Here is a 19,275-nt window from a genome sequence, read left to right on the forward strand (position 1 = left end):
CAAGAGTGCGTGGGAAGGCGTATGACCATGCGCAGGCTTCCTGCACGGCTGTGATGGCATGGCCTGTGGAACCCCACCAAGTGATGCGACATTTTGAAGCTCCTGAGCAGGAGTGGAGTGCCGGGCATCGAGGTCTCGACCTCGAAGCGCTGCCGGGCACGACGCTGCTTGCGCCAGACGACGGTATCGTCAGCTTCAACGGGGAAGTGGCTGGTAAAAGCGTGGTCAGTCTACAGTCATCCGCCTTCACACTGACTTTTGAGCCAGCTGCCAGCGAGTTGCATGTGGGTGCGAGTGTGCGCAAGCGCATGCCGTTCGCTGTGGTGAGCGGAGGGTCCGACCATTGCCAAGCCTCATGCGTACATTGGGGTGTCAGACGTGAGGAACGGCAATATTACGATCCGGAGAGGTTGGTATCCAACCGAAAAATCGTGCTGAAACCGGCTGGCGATGGGTAACTCAGAGTCCCGCATCTGCCATGGTGATGTACCCCGGATCGATGAGCTCGTGTTTGAGATTACCGGCGCTCACTGCGACGAGGCCTCTATGAAGCACAGGAACGGTGGATTGGCCGACCTGCTGCATACTGGTGGAGGGAACCTGATCGAGCGGAGTACGGTCGCTGAACGCCAACGCCAATGCGGCCATGTCGCTGGTAATGCCGGTGATGTCCTCCATCCCTGTGGCCCACTGCTTGCCGTCCACAATGTTGGGGATGATGCTGATCGATGAACCGTACCCAGTGACGATAGGCCACGTCAGGTCGCCGCTCTCGTTGGGTTGAGTGGAAGGTGCGGTGGTATTGCCGTTCGTTCCTTTGGCATCGCCCGCTTCGCCGTCGGCAGGAGCACCTGCGACACCGGCATCTTGGGGTTTGGGGACGGCTTGCTTGGTCAAGGTGCGCTTGCCGGTGATGCTGCCCACAATGTTAGGGATGGTGATGTCTGGATTAATGTCGGCTGAACTGCCATGGTATTTCAACGACTGCAATTCGGCGGTCACCGCATCGCTCGTTAAATCGTTCGTTGCGATGATGCCGTCGATGTGTGCGGGGGATGAGGCGCGGTCGCCGGTGGAGCCGGACTGCAGACGCGATCTCAACGCCTCGCGAATCTGCGAGGACTTGCGCGCCTCAAAGGTCAGCGACTTCCAGTCGTCGTTCGTGCTGGACGCGGTGATTAGGCCAGAGGGGCTGTAGGCGCGACCTGACTGGAAATACGGCGCCAATACCGACCAGATACCGCTGAATGCGGCTTTGTTAAACGAGTCTGAGGCTGCAGAAGACGACTTGCTGGCATCTTGTGACTGAGCAGAGGAGGATTTGTCTGATGATTTATCAGAGGACTTGGCGTCATCCGACGCACTTTTCTGGTCGCCCGCATCCGCCGGCAACAGCACCTCGATGGCTTTGGGATGGTTTGCTGTGGTGTTGTCCAATGCCAGCTTGCTGACCAGCTGACTGGCCTGCAGCGCGCCAATCTCCTCGGGCGTGGACAGGCTCACATAGGCATCAGGCGTGAAATCGGCAACCTGTGAAGCGATGAGTGTGACATGTGCTCCTGCTTTGTGCGCTTTTCCAAGCGTCTGAGCCAGTCTTTGCTCTTCGTGTTGCCGTTTCGTTGCGGTATCGGCTTGAGACGGTTCCTGTTGTGTTGTGCTGCCCTCGCCGCTGCTTGACGCGGTTGGGAGTGTTGACTGTGCATTGCTCACATAGTCGCCGTATTGGCGCACCGTAGCACTTTGGGACTGTGCCTGAGCCGGCGCCACAAACAAGGTGGTGCGGCGGGCTGCAGCCTCGCCGACAAGATGATGTTCCACATAATCTTCCAGGTCGTCGTTCTGCTTGGCTTGCGACGGTGAGGTCTTCTGTACGATGGCGTCTTTGGCCAGACCTGCTTTACGTAGCGCAGAGACCAACCGGGGGGCGAAAGCCGTCCACTTGTTCAAAGGGGTGTGCTGGGAGATGGTAATGCTGTCGGAGGGGATGAACACGGCAGCTTGTGCGTTGCTGGCAGATGCAGCGTCTACGTTTGGGGTTTCTGCGGCGTTCACGGTGGGACTTTGTCCGCAGGCCGCCAGAGTAGCCACCATGACACAGGCCATGAGCAAGGTGGATACCCGGCGGCGGGAGCGTGAGCTTGGTACTGTCATCCCTGTTTCCTCCGACCTCGTACTGGAATCAGCCTGATTCTATCTCGAGGGGAATATAGCCGGTTTGTGCAGCCTCATTTTCCGCCGTTTTCGTCACGCCTGAGCACTACTCTTGCAAGCATGAGTGAAGCAATTGAAATCGGCCTCGGCAAAAAGAGCCGTCGCGCTTATTCCCTCGACGACATCGCCATCGTGCCTTCGCGTAGGACAAGAGACCCACAGGCGGTCTCGACGGCTTGGCAAATCGATGCATATGAGTTCGATGTGCCGGTGCTGGCAGCTCCCATGGATTCGGTCACCAGTCCTCAGACCGCTATTGCCATGGGTGAGCTCGGCGCTCTTGGTGTGCTTGATCTGGAAGGCTTGTGGACCCGGTATGAGGATCCGCAGCCGTTGCTGGATGAGATCGTGCGTTTGGATCGCGATCAGGCGGTTGCGCGCATGCAGGAGATTTATGCGGAACCGATCAAACCTGAACTCATCGAGGCGCGTTTGCAGGAGATTCGTGCGGCTGGTGTCACGGTGGCCGGAGCGTTGTCTCCGCAGCATACCCAGGAGTTCTATAAGACCGTGGTGCGGTCCGGTGTGGATCTGTTTGTGATTCGTGGCACCGCGGTTTCGGCTGAACATGTGTCGTACGACCATGAGCCGTTGAACCTCAAACAGTTCATCTACGACCTCGATGTGCCGGTCATTGTTGGCGGTGCGGCGAGCTATGCTGCGGCCCTGCATTTGATGCGTACCGGTGCTGCGGGTGTGCTGGTCGGCTTTGGAGGGGGAGCGGTCTCTTCCACGAACGACACATTGGGCGTGCAGGCTCCGTTGGCTACCGCCATCGCCGATGTGGCCGAAGCGCGGCGTGACTACATGGACGAGTCCGGCGGCCGTTACGTGCAGCTCATTGCCGACGGCGGCATGGGAACATCGGGCAGCTTCATCAAGGCTCTTGCTCTTGGTGCGGACGCGGTGATGCTTGGCGTTCCCTTGGCGCGTGCCACTGAGGCTCCTGGGCAGGGCATGCATTGGGGTGCCGAGGCTCGTCATCCTACGTTGCCACGCGGTTTCCGTACCGACGTGGGCACGGTGGCACCGCTCGAGCAGATACTCTATGGTCCCAGTCATAATGCGGACGGGACGGCCAACTTTATCGGAGCGCTGCGCCGCACCATGGCCACAACGGGCTATTTGGATGTAAAAAGCTTCCAGAAGTGCGAGGTTGACGTAATTGGTGCGGGCATCCGATAAGCACATGCGAAAATAAGCATTGAAATTTTCCATGTCACGTTGCTTATCGTGCTCCCATCTGGTGTGATGAAATCCCGGCGCTCGTGTTGCGCCGGGCATACCACCTGCAAAGGCGGCACGACCGGGGAGTAGCGCATGACAGGAACAGCAGGCACCAGCAAGGCGGATGAGGGCTGCCGTGACGTCCTTGCGCTCACAGATGGTGGCGTGGCACAGCCGCCCATGGGAGTTTCGCTTGGCTCTGCTGCCGCGTCTTCAGTGGTTTCACAGCAGCGCAATGGGTTGCCGCAGTGCGACGGGTATATTCAAGTAGAGCTTTCCTCGGCTCCGATACCATACCACTTCGCCTATTGTTTCCAGGCGTTGATTGATCCAGATCAGTGCGACCGTTTTGCCATGCACGCGTGCAGGGTAGCCTGCACCGTGGTGGATGTGGTGCGCCAGCGTGTGCCTGGGCGTACACTCAACCGGCAGCTGACCGGCACGTGCATCAGCAAGCTGGAGACTATGGCATGGCTGGTGGCCAACCACCTCAACAACCATCCCGAACAACGCAACGAACTGAGCTACCTGCCGGTAATGCCGACGCTGGTCAACGGCATGATGATCAGTCCGACCACGTTCGAGATCGCGGTACGTCTGCGCATCAGTCGCGCTGAATATTGGGTTACGCTGGTGCTGAAACTCGACGGTACACGTTGGGTGTGCACGTTGGCGGACTTGGGATGAGACAAAAGAAAAAGGTGGGGATGCAACCTTGCGATTGCATCCCCACCTTAAACACCGGCCCGAAAGGGCTCAGATTTACAGCGCGTTGACGGCGAGTGCCAGGCTCGACTTGCGGTTCGCGGCCTGATTCTTGTGAATCACACCGGCACCGGCGGCCTTGTCGAGCTTCTGTCCGGCGACTTTGAACGCAGCCTGTGCTGCGGCCTTGTCTCCGGCCTCGACGGCCTCACGGGTCTTGCGAATCGCGGTCTTGAGACCGGACTTCACTGCCACGTTGCGCTTGTGCGCCTTCTCATTGGTGATGACTCGCTTCTTCTGCGACTTAATGTTTGCCACATCTACTCCAAACAACGGTTACGACTTTAAGGACATACAAGGTTTAATATACCATGTCCCCGCGCCGAACGGTTTCATGGGCTTACGCCAAGTCACACAGCGGTGGTGCCGCCATCCACCAGAAGCTCTGTGCCAGTAATATAGCTTGCTTCGTCGGAAGCGAGGAACAGCACTGCGTAGGAGACTTCCTTGGGCTCGGCCATACGCTTCAAAGGTATTTGGCCAACCATCTCTTCCGTGACGCGTTTGCCTTCACCTCCGCGAGCCATGATTTCGTCGATCATGTGGGTGCGGATCACGCCGGGGTGAATGGAATTGACACGAATATGGTCGTCGGCATACTCAAGTGCGGCGCTCTTGGTCATGCCGCGAACCGCGAATTTGGTGGCGTTGTAAGCCAGGCCGCCGGCTTGCCCGACAAAGCCGGAAACCGAGGAGATGTTGACGATGGATCCCTGGCCGGCTTTGCGCATGGATGGGATGACATGCTTGATGCCGTAGAAGACCGAGGATTCGTTAAGCGCCACGACCTTCTGCCATTGGGCATCGTTCATTTCCTCGGACTTGCTGCTGTAGCTCATGCCGGCGTTGTTGACCAGTACGGTGACCGGACCGAAGGCACGTTCGCTCTCTTCGACGACGTGCGCCCAGTCTTCCTCGCTGGTGACGTCATGCTTGACGAACAGGGCGTTGGGGCCAAGCTCCTCGGCCAGTTGCTGCCCTTTCTCTTCTTGGATGTCGGTGAGTACCACCTTGGCGCCCTCCTCAACGAAGAGACGTGCGTGTGCGGCGCCCATACCATCCGCGCCGCCGGTGACAATGGCTACTTTTCCTGTTAGACGTTCAGACATCTTTGTTCCTTTCTTGTGCCGTACCACGGCGTTGAGTCACGGTACATGGCTTCGTGCTGCTGCATTGCAGAGCGGAGTTGTTCTCATGATACCAGTGTTTTGCTGGATGACGAGCGGAACTCAGGTTTTGGATGGAAATCAAGTTAGATAGGGTGCTTGCTGAGAGCAGGAACGCCGTGAGCTTCCCTTTTGCGAACGTATGCAGTAGGTTGGAGCACAGTAGGGTAACGATGGCGCTGTCTGTGAGGAAGGAACACGTATGACGAATGCAGGGATCAGAGATGTAGCCAAGGCTGCGGGGGTTTCCATTTCGACGGTTTCGCGCGCATTCACACGTCCGGACCTGGTATCTGACAAGACGCGGCAAAAGGTGTTGGAGACCGCTGATAGTCTGGATTTCAACATATCCCGTTCCGCCACAACGCTCAAGTCGGGCCAAACCTACCGTGTGGCCATGCTGATGAACGAGGAGATTACCAGCTGGTTCAATACGCAGGTGTTTGCCGGCATCGAATCGGTGATGCATCCTGCCGGCTACGACATCTCGCTGTTTCAGCACGTTGACACTGCGGAAAACCGACGTGATTTTTTTGATAACCTACCGGTCAGACGTAATGTGGATGCGGTATTCGTGGCTTCGTTCGCGGTGGCGCGCCATGAGGTGGAACGACTCGAGCGCATCCATGTGCCGATCGTGGGTATCAACACTCCCAGTGTCAAGGGATTCGACGCGGCGGTGAGCATTGATGATGAGCAGGGCATGTATACGGCGGCACAGCATCTCATCAATCTCGGGCATCGCCATATCGTCTATGTGTGTTCGCAAAGCAATTCCATCAATTCCAGTATCGACAAGCGCACGAGCGGGTTCGTAAAGGCGTGCGAGGCGGCCTCGGAACGGGATTTGCAATGGGAGGTGCTTGAGGTGCCACGTGGGCGCGATTTTGCCGACTCGGCCTTGGCGGCCCTGCTTGGGCTGTCGCATTTTCCTGACGCCATCTGCTGCCAGACCGATATGATGGCCATACCGGTGCTGCTGAAACTGCGCAAGTACGGGCATATCAGCCCGCAGGATTACTCGATTATCGGCTTTGATGACAGTCCTAACGCCGATACTGTCGACCTGACCACTATGCGACAGGATCCCAAGGAGATGGGGCAGTGGGCAGCCAAACAGGCGCTCGACCTCATTGCCGGCAACAGTCTGGTCGAACCGTTCCGTACGGTTCGACCGCAACTGGTGCTGCGAGGCACTGACGCCACCTTCGATCGCGGTTGAACGGCAGCCCTAAGCCGCCCCGCGCTACATCACCGTTAGTGCGCATACCGACAGTATGAGAGGGTATGACACATAAAACACCCATTTGACCCAGCTGTGCTTCCGGTCGTATCCCAGCTCCTCGTTGCGCCAATGCAGTGCCACCACGCCAAAAGCCGGAGTGACGCCAAACAGGGCGCCCAACAAGCCGGCACCGAACATCATGACGGTTTCGGTGCGGCACAGATAGAAGATAAGACAGCATGCCAAAGTGAGCACACCGAGGTTGATGAACTGCTGACGCACACCCACCCGGCATATCAGCATCCAGGCAAATCCGGCCGCCGCCACCAGCACCTGCATGAGTCGCCCCTGACTGGCCGGCAGCGATCTCGCCCAACGGATGGCCGCCAGCACAACCAGGCTTACCAAGAGAGCGAACGTCGGGTTCTGCGAACTCCAGTCCACGCTCGTGCCGGTGGTGGTGAGGTCGTAAGGCACTTCGGCGAGCAGGGCCAAGACCAGCAGGCTTGCCATGTATCGACCTAGGTTGCGTGTATGACGCAGTCCCTGAACCAACAGCCAGGAATACAGGGGAGTGGCTGCCCATAGCAGACTTTCGCTCAGCACGGTGAGCGTGAGCCCGGTCATGGTCATCTGGCTTGCATCGGATCGCAACGCGGCCCCTGAACCACCGGTGCCGGCCAATGCCGGAATCATGGTGGTGCCGAGGGTGCCTACAGCCAGCAGCGTGGTTGCGATCACCTTGATGCGGAAGTCGGAGAGACCACGCCGCCGTGCCCGGCGCATACCGGTGCCGTCTGCGTTACGTTGTCTGCTGGTGTTCCTGCTCATCGTGTCTCTCCTTGTGGCTGTTGACGTTCGTATCATATCGTCGCCGGTAGCGGTGGTCGCTGTGACGTAGTTGCTGTAGCCGTCATTCTATGCAACAGAAATGCTTACATATTAGGGTATATAAATTGTTATATACATGTTTGTATTCAAGTAGATAACTTCCGAGACGAATTTCCTGTGCGGGCACTCAGCCTACATGATAAACACGGCGAAGCTCTGCGGCCCGATCGACAATGCGTCGTCCAGAGGCTGCACCGTTCCGAGGGCGGTCGCGGCTCGGACAGCCGCATGCATACGGACGCTCTCCGGTAGCTTCACCTGCTCTTCGCGAGTGCCCGGGTTGAGTGCCACGAGCACCCGCCGGTCATCGTCGGTAGCATGATCTGAGAAGCGCTCGTATACCAAGGAACGCCCCTCGCTCGCAGCGGCCAAGACCTGCAACCGAGCGCCGGCATCAAGCGCGCGCACGGTATCGCGTAGGTGCAGCAGCGATTTCACCCAATTCAGCATGGAATCGCTCTCGCCGCTCTGATCGGCTACCGTTGCAGTGGTTCGTTCATCTTCCACCGGCAAGTACAGTTGGCTGGCAGGCGCCGTGGAGAAGCCGAGGTTGGCGCTATGATCCCACTGCATGGGGGTACGACTGCCGGTGCGCGAGAACCCGCCCTCTTTGGTGTGCAGCTTGCGGTAGCTCATGCCCAGCTCGTCGCCGTAATATACAAACGGTACGCCGGGCAAGGTGAGCAGCATGCCGTAGGCCACCTTGCGCTCACGTTCGCTCAGACGGGGCGCCAGTCGTGGGGTGTCGTGGTTGCAGGTGATGAGGCTGAAGTAACCGCCGAGCTGTTGCGCATCCTCAAGCCGGGGCAAGTATTCATCAAGGAAGCGTGTGGCACTCTGCCCGCTGTCGGAATTGAAGTAACTGGCGTCGCCCTGCCTGCTTAACGGGTCGTCGGTGTCGCGAGCCATCATGGCGTAGCCGTTTGGATTGCCGTCCCAACGCCAGTCCAGGTAGAAATCCATGTCGAATCCCGCGCTCAGTGCCTGATCGGGCACACCCCATTCCGAAACGAAAGCGGAGTTCGGGTAATCATTCTTGACCGTGGTGAACATGCGACGCCAGGCCTTGATGGTTTCAGGCTTGTCCTCGCCGTCGTTTTTGACCAGCGAGTTGGCCATATCGACCCGGAACCCGTCGCAGCCCAGGGCGAGCCAATATTCCATGACGTCAATCATGGCCTGCTGTGTGCGTAATGCGGCAGGGGAGTCCGGAGGCATCTGCCAAGGCTTATCGCGATGGGCGAATCCATAGTTCAGCGCTGGCTGGCATTTGAAGAAGTTGAGAATATAGGCGCCGTCGCGCTCGCTCTCGCCTCCGATGAACGGCATGGAGTAGCCCTCCATCGCGCTGCCGGTCCAAATATAACGGTCTGAGTATTCGTTGTGTTCCGGTCTGCGGCTCTGCTGGAACCATTCATGCTCTTCGCTGGTGTGGCCTGGCACCAGGTCAAGCAGCACGTGCATGCCGCGCTCGTGAGCCATGGCAAACAGTCGTACCAAATCGTCGTTGGTGCCGTAGCGGGGGGCTACCTTGCGGTAATCAAGCACATCGTATCCGGCATCTTTGAAGGGAGAATCGAAGCACGGGTTGATCCACAGTGCGTTGCATCCCAAGTCTTTGATGTAATCGAGTTTTGAGCAAATGCCTGGGATGTCGCCGATGCCGTCACCATTGCTGTCGGCAAAGCTCTGCGGATATATCTCGTAGAATCTGGCTTCTTCCAGCCACTTCGGGCGAGGCGGCAGCGTGTGTTCTCGGTTGCGATGCGGGTCCGGTTGTGGTTGAGGTGTTGCCTGAGGTGTCGGTGTCTGCTGTTGTGGCTGCTGCGCCTGCTGTCGCTGTTTCTGTGAGGTTTCGCTCATCGTCGTTCCTTAACTCCGGTGTTGTGGTGTTCGTCGTCGAACCGGTGTGGCCTGTATCTGGTGGCGTTGTTGCCAGTCTACATACTACAGGATTATGCAAACGCTAGCAGACCGGTGTTTTCTGTACGCTATGATGCGCGTGTTCTGTATCCCGCAAAAGGCGAAATATGGCGTATAGCGGCGAAGAGAAGGGTATGGGAGAGAAGGAATTCTTTTGTTTGTGGCGTCAGATGTCATATGAATTTGCATACGTTTGCAAAACCGTGTACACTGCTGACTTAGACAACGACAGTTACGGTGCTGTACCGCGCAGATGCTGTGCAGCGTGTGGCGCACGAGCTGGGGATTTGCCTGCTATATAAGAAGAGAACTCAGATATTGAGGAGGTCAAAGATGACTAACGTAAAGCGGATTATGGGCGCGGGCCTTGCCTTGGCGCTGACCATGGGAGTCGCTGCATGCGGCTCGGGTTCCGACTCCAGTGCTTCCGGCGACGACAAGAACGTGAATCTCACAGTATGGAGCTCGTCTGAAGATCAGGCAAAATCAGATTCCTGGCTGCCTACTATGGAACGTGAGTTCGAGAAGGCTCATCCCGACTACAAGATCACATGGAAGAACTCCGTGGTCGCCGAAGGCGATGCCGCCACCACCGTCAAGCAGGACCCGTCCGCGGCTGCTGACGTATACCTCTTTGCCAACGATCAGCTCGGTCTGCTCGTCCAAGCCCAGGCCATCGGCGAACTGAGCGACGACGCCGCGGCGCAGGTCAAGAAGCAGGATGACGAATCGATGATCAAGTCCGTTACCGGCGAGGACGGCAAGATCTACGGCGTTCCTTACACCGGCAATACCTGGTTCATGTACTACAACAAGTCCAAGTTCTCCGCCGACGACATCAAGTCGCTCGACACCATGCTCTCCAAGGGCAAAGTAAGCTTCGATCTCGGCAACTCGTGGTACTTGCCCGGATTCTATCTCGGTGCCGGCGCCAACGTATTCGGCAAGGACGGCGACCAGAAGAGCGACGGCATCAACCTGGGCGACCATGCTGCCGATGTCTCCACTTATTTGGCGAAGCTGGTCAACAACCCCAACTTTGTGCTTGACAACAACGGTGCCGGTCTTTCGGCGCTCAAGGACGGCACTGCGGACGTGTTCTTCTCGGGAACCTGGGACGCAGACAACGCCAAGCAAGCTTTGGGCGACAATTACGCCGCCGCGGTGCCGCCTACTTTTACCACCGACTCCGGAACCTATCCCATCGCGCCCTTCGCGGGTTCCAAGGCAGTAGGCTACAACCCGAATTCCAAGAGCCCTAAGGTCGCTTCGCAGTTCGCCGCCTTCCTCGGCTCCACGCAGGCGCAGAAGAAGCATTACGAGATGCGTTCCGTGGTGCCTTCCGACAAGTCGTTGGCCTCGAGCGTCACAGGCGATTCCGCCGCCCAGGCGCAGATGGACACCATCTCCAGTGTGGCGCGTGTGCAGTCCACGTTGCCGGCGATGGGTGACTTCTGGGATCCGTGCGACAACTTCGGCAAGGCGTTGACCAACAAGGAGGTCACCGTCGACAACGCGGCACAGAAGACCGCTGATTGGGCCGCGGCCTACAAGAAGTAGTACCGAGCATCTTCCGGCCGCCGGTGAGTGTGACGCTCCCGGCGGCCGGAGCGCTTAAGGTGAAGGAAACGGTTATGAGTGAAGTATCGGCAGCCCCGACGCGGCGACGTCGGCCGGCGAACCATGACAAGCGCAGCAAACGCGCCACGGTGCGCGTGAATTCCGATGGGTTGACCCCGTCGCCATATTCCGCCAGGAATGCTTGGACCAAGGGTGATGTAGTGACCCGTGGTTCGTTCCTGATATTCGGCTTGGGCAATCTGGCGCGCCGGCAGTTCGCCAAAGGCGTGCTGTTCCTGCTGTGCGAGGTCGGTATCATCGCCTATCTGGCCACCAGCGGCGTGAAGTACCTGTCCAAATTCGGCACGCTTGGCACCGCCACGCAGACCAAAGTGAAGGTCGACGGCTTCTGGGTGTATCAGGCCGGCGACAACTCCGTGCAGATTCTGCTGTACGGCGTCATGGCGGTGTTCGCCGTCGTCGCTCTTGTGCTGCTGTCGGTGCTTTCCGCACGTAGCGCGTACAAGGCTCAGGCGACACTGGAGGACGGTTCCGTGCCGCTCACCTTCCGTCAGGACGTGCGTTCGCTCGCCGACTCCAATGCTGCGGTGGGGCTGATGACACTTCCCACGCTCGGCATCATCGTCTTCACCGTGCTGCCGCTGGTGTTCATGATCTCGATGGCGTTCACCAGCTATGACAAGAACCATACCGTGCTGTTCAGCTGGGTCGGATTGCAGAACTTCGGCCGCCTGTTCAGCTCGTCCACCTCCAGCCACGACATCAACCTGAACATGTTCCTTTCGGTGCTGGGCTGGTCGCTGGTCTGGGCGTTCTTCGCCACGTTCCTCAACTTCTTCCTCGGCATGTTCCTGGCCATGATCATCAACCGTAAGACCACGCGGTTCAAGGGCTTCTGGCGTGCATGCTTCTCCATGTCGGTGGCCGTGCCGCAGTTCGTCTCGTTGCTGGTCATGAACACCATGCTCCAGCAGGACGGCGCCATCAACCGTCTGCTCATGAACTGGGGTGTCACCAGCGGCCCGCTGCCATTCCTTTCGGATGCCACCTGGGCCAGGGTCACGGTCATCATCGTGAATCTGTGGGTCGGCATTCCTTATACGATCATGCAGATCACCGGCATCCTGCAGAACATTCCGGCCGACCAGTACGAGGCGGCCATGCTCGATGGAGCCAACTGGTGGCAGCGTTTCCGCAACGTCACCATACCCTACATCTTCTTCGTGATGACCCCGTACCTCATCACCACCTTCACCGGCAACATCAACAACTTCAACATCATCTACCTGCTTACCGCCGGCGGCCCCACACCGGTCGGCCAGTCCGCTGGCAAGACCGACCTGCTCATCACCTGGCTCTACAAGCTTACGGTCGATAAATCCCAATACAACCTTGGTGCGGTAATCGGCATCCTGACGTTTATCGTGCTCGCCACGATCTCGCTGCTCACCTATCGCAGCTCCGCATCGTACAAGAACGAGGAGGCGTTCAATGCCTAGCTCAACTCGCGCCACCACAGGCGCCACCGAACGCAACGAGGTTCAAACCTCTCAGCATGCCGAACATAACACGTCCGCCGTCCAAGCCAAAGCGCGTACCAAAACGCCGTTCTGGCAGGACCAGCGCAAACGCCGAATCCTAGGCGACGTGTTTACACACCTGTTTCTGGCCATCCTGGCGGTCATCTGGCTGTTGCCCATCGTCTGGGTGTTCCTCGAGGCCTTCAACAAGGACCCATCGCCATATCAGAACACGTTCTTCCCACGTCAGTACACGCTTGACAACTTCAAACAGCTGTTTACGCAGACTGACGTGCTGAACTTCCCCCGCATGTTCCTCAACACGTTCTTCATCGCATGCTGCTCATGCGTGATATCGTTGTTCCTGCTGCTCTCGGTCGCGTTCTGCATGTCCCGTCTGCGTTTCGGCGGACGCAAGGCGTTCATGAACATCAACCTGGTGCTCGGCATGTTCCCCGGCATCATGTCGGTCATTGCCATCTACTTCATCTTGAAGACGTTCGGCCTGACGCAAGGCAAGTTCGTGCTGGTGGCGCTGATTCTGGTCTACTCGGCCGGAGCCGGTGCCGGTTTCTACGTGATGAAGGGGTATATGGACACCATCCCCAAATCGCTTGACGAGGCCGCCTACCTTGACGGAGCCACCAAGTGGCAGGTGTTCACCAAGATCATCATCCCGCTGTGCAAGCCGATGATCGTCTACCAGACCATCTCTAGCTTCCTGTCGCCGTGGCTTGACTTCGTGATGGTCAAGGCCATCGCCCGCACGCAGGACAACTACACTGTGGCGCTTGGTCTGTGGCAGATGCTGCAGAAGGAGTACATCAACCAGTGGTACGCGCGCTTCGCCGCAGGTGCCGTCTGCGTCTCGATTCCGATCGCCATCCTGTTCATCATCATGCAGAACTTCTATCAGGAGTCCGTTACCGACGGGTCCACGAAGGGCTGACTCGTTCCGTTTGATGGTGCTGCATCGCCCCGCCACCTCAATCCCATGGGATGGTGGGGCTTTGTCTTGCCGCATGCCTGTGACGGCAGGTCTTCGCCGTCGGATTCTCCACCATCAGCCACGACTGGGAAAGGACGTTCATGCCAGTCTCACCGCAGCACGACCCCGCAGATTTCGATTGTGCGTACCCTTATTATTCGGGTCCACTTGGTGCCCGCTGTACCGACGGTTCCACACAGTTCACGCTCTGGGCCCCCACGGCCTCGGCTGTGCGGCTTCGACTGTATGCCACCGGTCGGGGAGGAGCTGCCTGGACGACATTCGACCTTGAATCGGGCGATGGGGGATCGTGGAACGTCACGGTTGCGCAACGGCTGGACGGTACCTACTACGACTACGAGCTGGACTTTCCCGACGGTTCGAGCACCACCAGCCCCGACCCGTGGGCCAAGGCGAGTGGCGCCAACGGCGTGCGCAGCATGGTGGTCGATCTTGCCTGCACAGATCCGCAGGGTTGGAGCCGCGACCGCTCGCCACGGATAGCACGGCACAGCACAGTCGTGTGGGAGACTCATATCGGCGATTTCAGCAACGACGTTCACAGCGGTGTCCCCGCCGAGCATCGTGGCAAATACGCAGCCTTTTGCGATATGGGAACCAGCGTGGACGGAGCCGGAGCGTTCCCAACCGGCATAGACTACCTCACATACCTTGGGGTGACGCATATCCAGATCATGCCCTTCTACGACTACGGTTCAGTGGATGAAACCAAGCCGGGCGGATACAACTGGGGATATGACCCCGTGGCCTATGATGTGCCGGAAGGCTCCTACAGCAGCGATCCCGACGACGGCGCCTGTCGAATCCGCGAATGCAAAGCGATGATTCAAGCGTTGCATCAATCTGGTTTCCGCGTCATCATGGACGTGGTCTATAACCACATGTACACGCCGGACAACTCCTTCGAACGCATAGCGCCAGGGTATTTCTGCCGTCGCACAGCGTCGGGAACGCTGAGAGACGGTTCGGGCTGTACCAACGACATGGCCAGCGAACACCCCATGTTCCGACGTTTCATCGTCGAATCACTGCAATACTGGGTGAGTGAATACCACGTGGACGGTTTCCGCTTCGATCTGATGGGATTGATCGACGTGCAGACCATGAACGAGGCGCGCCGCGCCATCAACCGGTTGCCCGGCGGCAACGACGTGCTCATGTACGGCGAACCGTGGGTAGCCAACGAAAAAGATACGCGTGATGTACCGGCAACGCTGGTCTGGGGGACAGGGTTGAAATCGCTGGATGACGGCATCGGATGGTTCTGCGACGACTTGCGCGACTGCATTAAAGGCAGTGTGATGGACGAGCGCTCGCATGGCTTCGTCAACGCAGGGTCAGGCGGCGCGGATGCCGACGATTCGAATACAGCCCGGCGGCTGCTGAAAATATTGACGGAACCGGGGGATGCAGGGAGGCAAATTCACTACGTTTCCGCCCACGACGACCTGACATTGTGGGACAAACTGTGCCTCACGATGCGCGAGAACCCCACCACGGCGGATTTCGGCGCACAGACAGTGCTGCCGCATCAGGGTGATGCGCGTATGGCGCGTGGCTCCGCAATTTCCGACGATGCCAGTGTCCACGACATGCTGGCAGCCAATGCCATCGCTGCCGGACTGGTGTTCACCGCGCCTGGCACGCCGTTCCTGCTTTCTGGCGAGGAGTTCGCCAGAACCAAGTTCGGCTGCGACAATTCATTCGATCGCAGCGCCGAATTGAACCGGCTTGATTGGAATCGAGCCGCACGTTTGTCGCCTTTGGTGCAGTGGTATCGCCGGCTCATCATACTGCGCAAGCGATATCCTGCGCTGTACGACGCTCCTCGCACACCGCTGCATGCCGGCGACGGTACGCTCGCCTTCGCTGTCGGACAGGGGAACGAAACCCTGCTGGTCGCCGCCAATGCGAGCGCGGATGCCTGCGAATTCGATATTGCCTGTGATGCTGCTGGTCTGCCGTTGGCTGCGGGGCGTCGTGAGGAAGCCGACGGAGGCACATGTGCCGGTTGCAGCACCGCCGTGGGCTGGGAGCTACTTGCCGACTCTGCAGTTGCGCTGCGTGCGGACGGCGTCGTCAAGAGCGGCGTATGTTCGAGCGGTAGCCGTTCTGCTGCCGATCATGCTACTGGTTCCCGTTCCGTCGGCTTCCGTTGCCCGGGTGTTCATCAGGCCAATAGCGGAATCGGTTCCGGTGAGGTCGTCCCCGATAAGGTCGCTGCCCCTGCTGCCGCCATTGTCCCCGCTAAAATCTGCTCTGTGCACATGCCACCGCGTTCACTGTGCATCTGGCGGCGTACGGCGTGATGCGGTGACATATCGTGACTCAGCGGTCGTCTTCGACGCGTGCGCGATGGCAAATTGCACTATATGGCGCAAATATCGACAAAAATAGCCTGTTTTCTGTCGATATTTGCGCCAATGTCTAAAAATGTGTCAGTCGGGAGAATGGCTGGCTAGGATGCGAAGCAATGGGGTGCGGTGCTGCGACACGGTTATCCACAGTGGGCATAAAGCGCGAAGCGTTCGACCACATTGCTGTGATGAAGGTCGCTGGTGGTTCCGATGCAGATATTGTTGCGGCATGCATCAACATGAATCATTGCCGAGTTGCGTCAGCCGTGCCCATCGCAACCATCGTTGCGCCGTGCCTCGCCATGGGTCTGAGCACAAACAGTTGTCGCGTTATTGGCATAAAGGCGTTCTTGTGAAGCCGTATCCGAACGTTTATGCCGATGCGTGCGTATGGGAGCGGCTAAGTCGCGTCGAAAGGATGCTATGGGTCGAACGTGCACTCAGTCTGGTGCATCCGGACTGGGTATTCGCCGGATTGAGCGCCGCTGCCATACATCGCATCGCAGGCCCGTCTTATTGGTATGACGAGTCGACAATATACATTGCGACTCAGGGGCGAACCAGACGCGGGACTGGCCGCCGGCTTCAGCACATTCACTCAGAATCAAAGGATTGCAATACCGTGCAGGGGGTGCGGGTGACAAGCGTTGCTGACACACTGTTTGCCTGTGCCGGCATGATGCCGTTTCGCGACGCACTGAGCATGTTTGACTCCGCGTTGAGTCTGGGCAAAGTGATGCACAGCCAGTTAGAGTCTACGTTGGCGTGCATGCGTCAAGGGAAAACAAAACTGGTGCCTTTGGTTGCTCATGCAAGTGAACATAGCGGGAGTGTAGGAGAGTCGCTGTGTCGCGGCACGTTGTTGGAGGAAGGCTTTCCGCCGCCGCTCATGCAGGCGGTGCACCGTAATCCTTACCGTCCGGGACGCGTGTTCAGAACAGATTTCGAGTTTTCTTTGAGTGATGGCGGTGTGGTCATTGTTGAATTCGATGGTATGCAGAAGTACACCGATCCTGCGATGACCGGGAACAGCAGCATTCGGCGGGTGGTGCAGGAAGAGCAGCAGCGTGAGCGCGCGCTGCTTGCAGAACCGAATGTTACGGCGATCATACGGTGTACCTATAGCGAAATGATGGATCGAGAGCCATTGGTCGCAGCCTTGAGCCGTGCCGGCGTACCTCGATCAATCAAGCGATGGTATGCCCCGTCTCAGCTATGACGCATTTTTGGACATATGACGCAAATATCGACAAAAAACAGGCTATTTCTGTCGATATTTGCGTCATGTAGCGCAATGCATCACGCTGGGGATGGGGAGTGGGCGGGTGAAAGCATCGTGCTGTGAGGCTTGCGTTGGATGGGCGAGCACAGATATGCGACGGGCTTGTTCCGACGATTGTTGTGTGTCGGAACAAGCCCGTTTGCGTTGGACGCTCAGATCAGACCAGCAGCCAAGCGGTCCCGTCCTGTGCCAGCTGACCGTTGCCGTCCAGCTCGCCGGAGGTGAGGACGACTTCGCCGTCCGGCAGCTGCACTGGTTGATCGCCGAAGTTCGTCACGCTCACGAACGTACGATTCGCATCATCGGCGGTGGGACGGCTGTAGGCAATGACATCGTCTCCCATATCCTTCCACTCAAAGCTCGTGGTGTCGCCGGTGGCGGTGAGCAATTGAGCGCGCAACACCAAAGCGCGGCGGTACAGGGTGAGCATCGACGTGCTGTCTCCAGCCTCGCTACTGGCTGCGAAATCCTTGAACCAGAGCGGCTGAGGCAGATGCGGGTCTGCGCTGGCAGTGCCGTCAGCACGGGTTGCGGGGGAGAACCCGAAGGAAGCGCCAGTACCGAAGGATTCGCTCCAGTCGGCGGCTTGCGGTGCATCGTCGGCGGTCCACGGCAGCGGTACGCGGCAGCCGTCGCGCCCCTTGTCGGTGAAGTTCTGATGGGTGCGGAACGGTGTGGGGTCTTCGAGTCGATCCCACGGAATATCCGCCACTTCGTACAGGCCGAGCTCTTCGCCCTGGTAGATGTAGACGGAACCAGGCAGGCCGGCTTCCATCAGGATGGCGGCGCGTGCACGCTTGGCACCCAGTGCGCGGTCTTCGGGATAGGTGGTGCCGTCGCGCATGAGCCAATCCTTGGCCAGCTGATGGGAATCGGGAGCCGGTACCTGCGGCAGTCCGTAGCGGGTGGCGTTGCGCGGCATGTCATGGTTGCTCATCACCCACGTGGCCGTGGAGCCGCCGCTGTGCGCCGCCGAGTCCAATCCGTCCTCGATCGCCTTGCGCATAGCCTGTACGGTCCATGCGGCGCTGGAAAGCTGGAAGTTGAACACCTGTCCCAGCTCGTCAGGGGAGGCATAGAGATGCTGGTGCTCGGGCACCACCCAAGACTCGCCCACAGCGAAGCGGGGCGGGTTGTACTCGTTGAAGACTTGGCGCCACTCTTTGTAGATCTCGTGCACCTCCGGCCTGTCCCACATGGGGTTCACTCCTTCGAGCACACCCTGCTGGTTGTTTTCCACGGTGAATTCGCGGCCGAGCTCCTCAAGCGGTTTGGAATCGAAATCCTTGGCCAGTCCGTGGGCCACGTCGATGCGGAAGCCGTCGGTGCCGTGGTCGCTCCAGAAGCGCAGGGTCTTCTTGAATTCCTCGTGCACGTCCGGGTTCTTCCAGTTCAGGTCGGGCTGTTCGGCGGCGAAGATGTGGAAGTACCACTGGCCGTCCGGCACCTGTTCCCAAGCGCTGCCGCCGAAGAGGGAACGCCATTCGTTGGGAGGCAGTTCGCCATGCTCGCCGCGCCCGTCGCGGAAGATGTAGCGGTCGCGTGCGGCCGAGCCGGGCTGGGAGGAGAGCGCTTCCTTGAAGAGTTCGTGGCGGTTGGAGGTGTGGTTGGGGACGATGTCCACGATCACCTTGATGCCGGCGGTGTGCGCGGCTTCTACCATGGCGTCAAAATCGTCCATGGTGCCCAGGCGGGGATCGACGTTGCGGTAGTCGTCCACGTCGTAGCCGCCGTCGGCGAGCGCTGAGGGGTAGAAGGGGGAGAGCCATACGGCATCGATGCCGAGGGCTTTGAGGTAGTCCATTTTCTCGGTGATGCCGGCGATGTCGCCGATGCCGTCGCCGTTCACGTCCTTGAAGCTGCGTGGATAGATCTGGTATACGACCGCTTGCTTCCACCAGTCGCTGCGTGCGTTGTTGTCGGTCATGCTGCCTCCTTTGGTCTGAGCGTGCGATGCTGTATTGTGACGTCGCAGCATCGTTCTTATGACAACGCTAGCATAGCAGATTTAACAAACAACACGAGGGAGGTTTGAGGTTATCTGGGACGATGTGAAATACTACGGAACGAAAGCGTTTTCATGACGGTGATGAGTGCGCTACAACTGGGGCGCCATGC

General features: G+C 58.6%; 15 protein-coding genes. 9 read left to right on the forward strand and 6 right to left on the reverse strand.

Annotated features, from left to right (window positions below; all coding sequences use genetic code 11):
* Positions 1 to 83 precede the first annotated feature (83 nt).
* On the forward strand, positions 84 to 458 hold the full coding sequence (locus tag AC3B5A_RS01145) for a peptidoglycan DD-metalloendopeptidase family protein (protein WP_489798154.1): 375 nt from the start codon (positions 84 to 86) through the stop codon (positions 456 to 458).
* A 1-nt stretch (position 459) separates the two neighbouring features.
* Here the strand turns inward: AC3B5A_RS01145 and AC3B5A_RS01150 are convergent, their stop codons facing one another.
* Positions 460 to 2,151, reverse strand: a complete 1,692-nt coding sequence (locus AC3B5A_RS01150; RefSeq protein WP_489760959.1) for a type 1 periplasmic-binding domain-containing protein — start codon at positions 2,149 to 2,151, stop codon at positions 460 to 462.
* Between the two features lie 120 nt (positions 2,152 to 2,271).
* On the opposite strand from AC3B5A_RS01150, the gene AC3B5A_RS01155 reads away from it, so the two are divergent.
* Both AC3B5A_RS01155 and AC3B5A_RS01160 read left to right on the forward strand, forming a co-directional pair.
* Positions 2,272 to 3,396, forward strand: a complete 1,125-nt coding sequence (locus tag AC3B5A_RS01155; RefSeq protein ID WP_489760958.1) for a GuaB3 family IMP dehydrogenase-related protein — start codon at positions 2,272 to 2,274, stop codon at positions 3,394 to 3,396.
* A gap of 135 nt (positions 3,397 to 3,531) precedes the next feature.
* Positions 3,532 to 4,125, forward strand: coding sequence for a hypothetical protein (locus tag AC3B5A_RS01160; RefSeq protein ID WP_489760957.1), 594 nt, complete (start codon positions 3,532 to 3,534; stop codon positions 4,123 to 4,125).
* 75 nt (positions 4,126 to 4,200) lie between these two features.
* Here the strand turns inward: AC3B5A_RS01160 and rpsT are convergent, their stop codons facing one another.
* Together rpsT and AC3B5A_RS01170 are read right to left on the reverse strand one after the other, a co-directional pair.
* A complete protein-coding gene (gene rpsT, locus AC3B5A_RS01165; RefSeq protein ID WP_489798156.1) occupies positions 4,201 to 4,461 on the reverse strand; it encodes a 30S ribosomal protein S20 in 261 nt (86 codons plus the stop codon).
* A 92-nt stretch (positions 4,462 to 4,553) separates the two neighbouring features.
* Positions 4,554 to 5,312, reverse strand: coding sequence for a glucose 1-dehydrogenase (locus tag AC3B5A_RS01170; protein ID WP_489798157.1), 759 nt, complete (start codon positions 5,310 to 5,312; stop codon positions 4,554 to 4,556).
* A gap of 259 nt (positions 5,313 to 5,571) precedes the next feature.
* Here AC3B5A_RS01170 and AC3B5A_RS01175 point away from each other — a divergent pair, with 259 nt between their 5' ends.
* Positions 5,572 to 6,591, forward strand: a complete 1,020-nt coding sequence (locus tag AC3B5A_RS01175) for a LacI family DNA-binding transcriptional regulator (protein ID WP_489760954.1) — start codon at positions 5,572 to 5,574, stop codon at positions 6,589 to 6,591.
* Positions 6,592 to 6,615: 24 nt separating this feature from the next.
* Here AC3B5A_RS01175 and AC3B5A_RS01180 read toward each other — a convergent pair whose 3' ends face one another.
* Entirely contained in the window at positions 6,616 to 7,425 is an 810-nt protein-coding gene (locus tag AC3B5A_RS01180; protein ID WP_489798159.1) for a TraX family protein, read from the reverse strand.
* A gap of 192 nt (positions 7,426 to 7,617) precedes the next feature.
* On the reverse strand, positions 7,618 to 9,348 hold the full coding sequence (locus AC3B5A_RS01185; RefSeq protein ID WP_489798161.1) for an alpha-amylase family glycosyl hydrolase: 1,731 nt from the start codon (positions 9,346 to 9,348) through the stop codon (positions 7,618 to 7,620).
* Between the two features lie 393 nt (positions 9,349 to 9,741).
* Here AC3B5A_RS01185 and AC3B5A_RS01190 point away from each other — a divergent pair, with 393 nt between their 5' ends.
* The 5 genes from AC3B5A_RS01190 to AC3B5A_RS01210 all read left to right on the forward strand — a co-directional run bounded on the left by AC3B5A_RS01190 (position 9,742) and on the right by AC3B5A_RS01210 (position 17,094).
* Positions 9,742 to 10,968, forward strand: coding sequence for an extracellular solute-binding protein (locus AC3B5A_RS01190; RefSeq protein ID WP_489798163.1), 1,227 nt, complete (start codon positions 9,742 to 9,744; stop codon positions 10,966 to 10,968).
* 74 nt (positions 10,969 to 11,042) lie between these two features.
* Positions 11,043 to 12,488 (forward strand): carbohydrate ABC transporter permease, encoded by a 1,446-nt coding sequence (locus tag AC3B5A_RS01195; protein WP_489798165.1) that lies wholly within the window; start codon positions 11,043 to 11,045, stop codon positions 12,486 to 12,488.
* A complete protein-coding gene (locus AC3B5A_RS01200; protein ID WP_489798167.1) occupies positions 12,481 to 13,458 on the forward strand; it encodes a sugar ABC transporter permease in 978 nt (325 codons plus the stop codon). The genes AC3B5A_RS01195 and AC3B5A_RS01200 overlap by 8 nt, the downstream gene beginning before the upstream one ends.
* A 140-nt stretch (positions 13,459 to 13,598) precedes the next feature.
* Positions 13,599 to 15,827: a type I pullulanase gene (gene pulA, locus AC3B5A_RS01205; protein WP_489798169.1), complete on the forward strand. Its 2,229-nt coding sequence runs from the start codon at positions 13,599 to 13,601 to the stop codon at positions 15,825 to 15,827.
* 277 nt (positions 15,828 to 16,104) lie between these two features.
* On the forward strand, positions 16,105 to 17,094 hold the full coding sequence (locus AC3B5A_RS01210) for a hypothetical protein (RefSeq protein WP_489798171.1): 990 nt from the start codon (positions 16,105 to 16,107) through the stop codon (positions 17,092 to 17,094).
* Positions 17,095 to 17,314: 220 nt separating this feature from the next.
* Here AC3B5A_RS01210 and AC3B5A_RS01215 read toward each other — a convergent pair whose 3' ends face one another.
* Entirely contained in the window at positions 17,315 to 19,084 is a 1,770-nt protein-coding gene (locus AC3B5A_RS01215) for a glycoside hydrolase family 13 protein (protein ID WP_489798173.1), read from the reverse strand.
* Between the last annotated feature and the right edge of the window lie 191 nt (positions 19,085 to 19,275).

This window comes from Bifidobacterium sp. ESL1133 (genome assembly GCF_058107325.1).